Annotated in this window: 7 protein-coding genes; all 7 read right to left on the bottom strand. The window is 68.8% G+C overall.

Annotation, left to right across the window (positions count from 1 at the left end):
• Positions 1-2: 2 nt before the first annotated feature.
• The 7 genes from ACTIL2_RS14940 to ACTIL2_RS14910 all read right to left on the bottom strand — a co-directional run bounded on the left by ACTIL2_RS14940 (position 3) and on the right by ACTIL2_RS14910 (position 6,550).
• The gene (locus ACTIL2_RS14940; protein ID WP_442338268.1) at positions 3-221 is read right to left on the bottom strand and encodes a hypothetical protein; all 219 of its coding nucleotides are present in this window, start codon (positions 219-221) and stop codon (positions 3-5) included.
• Between the two features lie 114 nt (positions 222-335).
• On the bottom strand, positions 336-1,118 hold the full coding sequence (locus ACTIL2_RS14935; RefSeq protein ID WP_442338267.1) for an alpha/beta fold hydrolase: 783 nt from the start codon (positions 1,116-1,118) through the stop codon (positions 336-338).
• A complete protein-coding gene (locus ACTIL2_RS14930) occupies positions 1,115-2,419 on the bottom strand; it encodes a M20/M25/M40 family metallo-hydrolase (RefSeq protein ID WP_442338266.1) in 1,305 nt (434 codons plus the stop codon). Before ACTIL2_RS14930 ends, ACTIL2_RS14935 begins: the two co-directional genes overlap by 4 nt.
• A complete protein-coding gene (locus tag ACTIL2_RS14925) occupies positions 2,416-3,795 on the bottom strand; it encodes a hypothetical protein (protein ID WP_442338265.1) in 1,380 nt (459 codons plus the stop codon). The genes ACTIL2_RS14930 and ACTIL2_RS14925 overlap by 4 nt, the downstream gene beginning before the upstream one ends.
• Before the next feature lie 59 nt (positions 3,796-3,854).
• Entirely contained in the window at positions 3,855-4,430 is a 576-nt protein-coding gene (locus tag ACTIL2_RS14920) for a TetR/AcrR family transcriptional regulator (protein WP_442338264.1), read from the bottom strand.
• A gap of 126 nt (positions 4,431-4,556) precedes the next feature.
• On the bottom strand, positions 4,557-5,966 hold the full coding sequence (locus ACTIL2_RS14915; RefSeq protein ID WP_442338263.1) for an MFS transporter: 1,410 nt from the start codon (positions 5,964-5,966) through the stop codon (positions 4,557-4,559).
• Positions 5,963-6,550: an NADPH-dependent FMN reductase gene (locus tag ACTIL2_RS14910; protein WP_442338262.1), complete on the bottom strand. Its 588-nt coding sequence runs from the start codon at positions 6,548-6,550 to the stop codon at positions 5,963-5,965. Before ACTIL2_RS14910 ends, ACTIL2_RS14915 begins: the two co-directional genes overlap by 4 nt.
• Between the last annotated feature and the right edge of the window lie 244 nt (positions 6,551-6,794).

Here is a 6,794-nt window from a genome sequence, read left to right as displayed (position 1 = left end):
TTCTAGGAATCGATCGGCTTGTACGCACTTCCGTCGGAACCGTCCGATCCGCCGGGACGCACATCCTCGCCGCCGGGGGCGACGGCGCCGCCGCCGTAGCCGGGAGCGCCTGAGTCCCCGACGGCCTGTGCGGCTGCGGTTCCTGCGAGCGGAAGTGCCAGGAACGCCGCTGCTGACGCAGTGACCAGCACCTTACGTGCACGATTGCCTGTGACCTTCATGATGTTCCTTTCTCTGTCTCCGTGTTGTTTACGCCACCGACGCTAGACGCAAATGGAGGACACGTCAACTACTTTCGATCATCCGCTAATGAATTCAAGCTCCGGCGGCATCCCTCAGGCGAGGAATGCCATCGCCTTCTCGAGGGTCTCGGGCGAAGGGGAATGCACCCCGTCGGGAACCTCGGTGAACTCCCCGGACGGCAGCTGCGACGCAACACGCCGGGCGGCGGAGACCGGGGCGTTCGTGTCCGCCGAGCCGTGGATCCAGAGCACCGGTGCCCTGACCGAGCGCACGTCAAAGCCCCAATCGGTGAAGACATTCGCGTAGTCGGTGGCCATCCCGTGGATCCCCGGTTCCAGTGCGTCCGTCAGAGCCGGGTCGGCCGGGACCGTGTCCCCGAGATCGCCCGAGAGGACGGCGGTGCGCAGGTCCTCCAGTGCGAGCATCAACCGGTCCGGGTCGCCGGCCATCCCGTGGAGCTCCTGGTTGACGGGGATCAGTGTGCTGACCTCGTCCGGCGTCATTGGCGCGATGCCCGAGAACACGGCGACCCGGTCGACGAGACCCGGCACGGCCGCAGCACAGGCCAGGGCGTAGGCCGCACCGGCGGATCCGGCCAGCACATTGACCCGGGGGAGACTGAGCTGCGAACACAGGTGCTCGAGGTCCCGCGCGTAGTCGGTGAGTGTCATGGTGGCTGGCGAGCTGCCGCCGTAACCGGGCCGATCCGGAGCCAGGAGCCGGAGCCCGTGCGAGGCCGCGGTGTCCGCGTACTTGCGGGAACTCAGTCGGCCACCCGGCGTCCCGTGGAGGAAGAGGACGGGTGTCCCCTCCGGCGCACCCCATTCGGCGATGGACATGGTGCGGCCGTCCGGCAGGGCAATGTTCGCTGTCACCGCAGTTCACCGAACCGGCGCAGCATCGAGATCTCGGCGTCGGCCGCGGCGGTCAGGGTGCGCAGGGACACGGACTCGTCGGCCGCGTGCGCGGAGGAGTCCGGGTCCTGCAGTGCCGTGATGACCGGGACGATACCGGGGAAGGCCGAGGTCAGCGCCTCGACGAAAGGGATGCCGCCCCCGACACCCGTCATTGTGGTGGTCCGCTCGAAAGCCGTGGTCAGGGCCTCTGCGGCGAGGTCGATGTAGCGTGATCCGCTGTCCTCCGACCATCCGCGGCCGGTCGCCAGGGGAGTGACGGTGACCTCGGCGCCGACCGTGTTCGTCCGGTTGATGTGGCTGCGTACCGCGGCGAGGGCGTCGTTCGGGGAGGCGGAGGGCGGCAGCCGGAAGCTGACCACCGCCTCGGCGAACGGTGTCAGGATGTTCGCCGCACGCTCGACGGGCGGGGCGTCGATCGCGAGGACGGTGACCGCGGGACGCCTCCACAGGCGGGCGGCGGCATCGTCCGGAATCCGCAGTCCGTCCACGGTGTCGGCGGCGGTGGCGGAATCGCGTGCGTCGAGATAGGCGTCCTGCGGGTCGGGATCGGGGTCGATCCCTTCGACGGCGACGTCCCCGACATCGTCCGTCAGGGAGTCCAGGAGGTGCACGAGTGTGCCGAGAGCATCGGGGAGCACCCCGCCGTGGATGCCGGAATGGACGGCGTTGCCCGCGGTGCGCACCGACAGCCGCACGTTGAGCAGTCCGCGCAGCGAACGGGTGACGGTCGGTTCGTCGACGGCGTTGTTCACCGCGTCGGGGACGATCACCACATCCGAGCGGACGGTGTCGGCGTGGTTGGCCAGCAGGGCGCCGAGGGTGGGGGACCCGATCTCCTCCTCACCCTCGACGAGGACGGCGATGGAGACGGGCAGGTCGTCGCCGAATGCGCGCAGGGCCTCGAGATGGACCGCGACCGCGCCCTTGTCGTCGGCGGATCCGCGGCCGAACGCCCGGTCCCCGGTGACCTGGAGCTCGAACGGATCACTGTGCCAGGACGATTCCTCGACGGGCTGGACGTCGTGGTGCGCGTACAGCAGGACGGTCGGCGCACCGTCGGGCCCCTGGCGACGTCCGATGACGGCGGGCGCACCCGCGGCGTCGACGACCGAGGCATCCATCCCGACATCGCGGAACAAGGCCGCGACCCGGTCGGCGGATGCGGCGACGTCCCCGGTGTGCGACGGGGATGAACTCACCGACGGGATGGCGACGAGGGAGCGCAGGTCGTCGAGGATGCGGTCGAGGTTCGCGGTCACTGGGGGCGTCCTTCCGTGAGGCTGTCGATGGCGGTGAAACCGGTGGCGAGCTGGATGTCGACGAGCGTCCCGATGCCGTGGAAACGGTAGCTGTACCGGTTGAGGAGGTCGGTGTTGGTGTCGAAGAGGTCGCGAACCTCGTCGACGGCGTCCCCCGGTGCAGCGTTCTCAGGTGCAGCGTCCTCAAGTGCATTGAGCAGCATGCCCACGTAGCGCTGTGGGGTGGACAGCCCCAGCATGATCCCCCAGCGCCGGACGTCCTCCGGCGTGGCGGGCTGGGTGCCGTGCGGCCCGTCGCCCAGGGAGGTGAGCAGGGCGGACAGGCCTCGGAGCATGCCGACGGCGTCCCTCACCGACCGCGCGCGGGCGTTCGATTCGGGAAGCGAGTCCGCGTACCGGGTGCACAGCCCGGACAGCGTATCGGCGGACGCGGCCAGCCGCTGTGCGGAGGCCCCGGCGACGTCCGCGAGCGTGGCGTCCTGCTTCGGACGCGGCTCGACCGGTGACCAGAACGGGATCTCGGGGACGATGGACACCGCCCCGTAGCCCAGCGACCAGGTCATCGCGGATTCGCCCATGGTGAGAACGGAGGTCGGGTCGTCCGGGGTCGCGTCGATCAGCGGGCCGAACATGTCCGTGACCCCGGGGAGCGGGAAGACTCCGGGGGCGAGGGGCGCGGCATCGGGCGCGTCGATGGGGGTGGGTTCTGCCGGTATGCCGAACTCGGCGGGGATTCGGGACAGGGCGCTGGCGAGTTCCGGGGTGCCGCCGATCTGGTGGTAGTACATGCCGCCGATCTCGGCGTTGTGCAGGGCCATCACCACCGCCGGCCTGCTGAGTTCCAGCGCGGCGAACAGGGCGCGGCCCTCGGGGTGCCGCGGCTCGCGGCGGAAGGTGCCGTGGGAATTCGTGATCTCGACGGGCATGTCCCAGTCCACGAACTCGTCCATCGGGGGACGGTACATCTGGCTGAAGTAGGTGGCCGGGTCCCCGTCGAACCCGGGGAACCAGTGTTCGTTGAGCGCGTGGGCGTCCGGATCGATGCAGGTGATCAGGTCGAAGCCGCACTTGTCGAGGTAGCCGGGCTGTGCCGCGAGGGCCTCGGCGAGGGTGACGATGGTGGACACGCCGACCGCCTCATTGGCGTGGGGCCCGCCGTACCAGAGGCTGCGGACGGGGGAGGTGCCGAACCGGTGGAGGGTGATCGGGCGGCCCTGGCGTGACTGGCCGACTTCGATGACCTCGGCCCCCACCGCGCGGGACGCGGCGAGCACGCGTGCGTCGGCCTCGGCGAGGGGCAGGAGGTGGTTGACGGACGGCTCCGGGAACAGCCCGGACCAGGCCTCCGGTAGGACGGACTGAACTGCGGGCATCATTTCCTCCGCGATAGGCGAGAAGCTTCTCGTTTTTATTGAACGCCGGGAGGTGGGTGCTGTCAACAGGGGGAGATGGTTCCATCCAGGACGCGGTCGACCGCGGCGGGGGCGGTGGAGGGCACGTCCCCACCGAGAAAGACCAGGTAGGTCCAGCCGGCGATCAGTGAGGTGATCCCGTCGACTGCGACAGGGTCAGGGTCGCCAGCGCTGCCGCCGTCGCTGACGCGGGCGAGTGCGGTGTGGACCTCGCTGTGCAGGGAACGCTCCGCGACCAGCGCGGAGAGTCCGGGGAACGCGCGCCGGGCGAGGCCCAGTTCGCCGTCGAGCCGGACGTCCCGGCGACCCTGGTCACTTCCGAGGAAGTCGATGAGGTCACCGATGCTGGCCCGGAGTTCGTCCAACGTGTCGCCGGTGAGCCAGCGCGCCCGGGCGTCGAGGGACTGCGAGGCCAGGTGGAGCAGCAGCGCCTCCTTCGACGGGAAGTAGCCGTAGAGACTGCCCATGCTCACCCCGGCCTGCCCGCACACCGCGGTGGTGGAGAACCCGGTGAACCCGTCCCGGACCAGGACGTCCGCCGCCGCCCGGGCTATGTGGTCGCGCCGCTGCGCCAGGTGTGCGGCACTCCTCTTCGGCACGCGTGCTCCTCACTGTGTCACTGTGTCCACGGTACCGCGTTCCCCCGCCGGCCGGAGTACCTGCGCTCAGGCTTCGGGGATGGGAACGCCCATGCCCTCCATCGTGATCGAATCCGGTTCGGGCCTTCAGCCCGGGACCGCGGCGGATCGTCTGACCAGCGAGAGGTTCAGTGCGGTCATCACGCCGATCAGCACAACCCCGGCAATGGCGTAGACCTGGATCCCCTGGCTCACCCCGTCCTGCACGCCCGTGCCGACGGCCACGGCAACCGCGCCGGACGCGGCGGTGCCCAGGGCGGTGCCGAGTTCCCCGGCGACCTCCTGCACGGAGGACGCGGAACCGACCTTGTCCTCCGGGGCGCTGGAGACGATCAGGTCCATGATCAGGGCGAAGGCCACGCCCTGGCCGAAGGCCATGACGGACACTGCGGTGATCAACGCCGTGGCACCCACCGTGGGGGAGGCGACGAGCGCGATCAGCAGAGCGCCGATGGTGGCGGTCACCAGCCCGCCGCAGACCACGGTCACCGGACGGAACTTCCTGGTCAGGGCTGGGGCGATCATCGCACCGGCGATGTTGAGGGCGATGTACGGCAGTGTCCGGATCCCGGCCTCCAGCGGCGTGAGTCCCACAATGGACTGCAGGAACTGCGTGATCAGGAAGAACACTCCAACCATCGCGATGCCCACGATGAGAACGGTTCCCAGGGCCACCACGATCTGCCGGTTGCGGAAGAGCTCGAGGTCGAGCAGCGGTGCGTCCAACCTTGCCTGCCGACGAAGGAAGAGGGCCAGGACGCCGAGTCCGACGGCGGTGATCCCGAGATTCGCCCAGGAGGTGGTCGCGGCGAACTCCTGCAGGCTGTAGACCACGGCGAGCATGCCAACCAGGGACAGTAGGACGCTGACCGGGTCCAGCGGCGTCCGGTTGCGCTCAGTGCGCTCGGGGAGCAGGACCGGACCGAGGATCACGAGCACGACCATGAAGGGCACGTTGACCAGGAAGACGGAGCCCCACCAGAAGAACTCCAGCAGTGCCCCGCCCAGCAGTGGACCAAAGGCGCCACCAACGGAGAAGGAGCTGAGAATGACAGCGATGGCCACGCGACGTTGGGCCTCATCCCGGAACATGGTGCGCAGCAGGGAGAACAGGGATGGCATCAGGGTCGCGCCGGGGACTCCGAGCAGTGCGCGGGCGATGATGAGCATCGCCGGGTTCACGGAGAACGCGGCGACGACGGCGAGGATGCTGAATGCTGTCGCGCCGATGAGCAGCAGTTTCCGGGGGCCGACGCGGTCGCCGAGGCGTCCTGCGGTGATCAGCAGCCCGGCGATGATGAAGCCGTAGATGTGGACGATCCACAGTTCCTCGGAGGGCCCGGGCTGCAGATCGGCGCCGAGGGTGGGGAGGGCGAGGAAGAGGACGGTCAGGTCGGAGGCGACCATGATCATGGGCAGGACCAGCAGGGCGAGCCCGGCCCATTCCTTCGCGGTCGCGCGGACGGGCTGTGCGGGTGCGGTGGTGGTGGAGGTCATGTCGGCACCTCGGCGGCGGTGCCCAGCTTCGCAGTTCGCAGTGCGGTGGCCCACCAGACGAGCTGGTCGTAGAAGGCCTCGGCTGGTTCGGTGGGGATGTCGAGGCTTGCGGTGTTGTCGGGTCCGACGTCGCCGAAGATCTCCGGGTAGTTGGGGAAGCTCAGGACGTGGCGGATGGTCATGGTGCCGAGCTCGGCGAAGACGCCGCGGAGGTGTTCAACGGCCTCGATGCCGCCGGTGCGTCCCCCGTAGGAGACGAAGCCGACCGGGGTGGCGAACCACTCGTCGTGGAACCAGTCGATGGCGTTCTTCAGCGACGCCGGGTAGCTGCGGTTGTAGACGGGCGTGACGATGACGACGGCGTCGGCGGCCTGCAGACGTGTGCCCAGGTCGGTGACACTGTCGGGGATCCCGTCCTCGGTGTTGGGGAGGACGGTGGGCAGTGCGGTCTCGGCGAGGTCGACGACGTCGAGCGAGATGTCGTTGCGTTCGCGGGCGCGCTCGGCGGCCCAGGCGGCGGGGACGGGACCGAAGCGGCCCTCGCGGGTGCTGCCGATGATGAGGATGACGTTGAGGGGTTGCATGGCTTTCCTTTCTGGTTGCATTACGTTTCATGTCGTAACGATACAGAAGGTCACGTAACTGTCAAGGGGGAGGTGGGCACCCCCATTTGTGGTCCGGGCTGCATAATTGCTGCACATAGGTACATAATGAAGGTGGTTCACGAAGGCGTCTGGCGATGGCCGTCGTGACCTCGCCCCGCGAGGGGTGATCGGTCAAGTCCGGGGAAGTGGTGTATCTACCTTCCGATGAAACAGTGTGCGTGAT

The sequence above is a fragment of the Corynebacterium sp. genome (assembly GCF_052107835.1).
Taxonomy (GTDB): Bacteria; Actinomycetota; Actinomycetes; order Mycobacteriales; family Mycobacteriaceae; genus Corynebacterium.
Note: the sequence above shows the minus strand (reverse complement) of the source record. Positions and strands in the feature narration are given on the sequence as shown.

What these genes read in the sequence shown, in the direction of transcription:
- ACTIL2_RS14925 (WP_442338265.1), bottom strand. Translation starts at nt 3,795, where the DNA reads ATGATGCCCGCAGTTCAGTCCGTCCTACCGGAGGCCTGGTCCGGGCTG.
- ACTIL2_RS14940 (WP_442338268.1), bottom strand. Translation starts at nt 221, where the DNA reads ATGAAGGTCACAGGCAATCGTGCACGTAAGGTGCTGGTCACTGCGTCA.
- ACTIL2_RS14910 (WP_442338262.1), bottom strand. Translation starts at nt 6,550, where the DNA reads ATGCAACCCCTCAACGTCATCCTCATCATCGGCAGCACCCGCGAGGGC.
- ACTIL2_RS14915 (WP_442338263.1), bottom strand. Translation starts at nt 5,966, where the DNA reads ATGACCTCCACCACCACCGCACCCGCACAGCCCGTCCGCGCGACCGCG.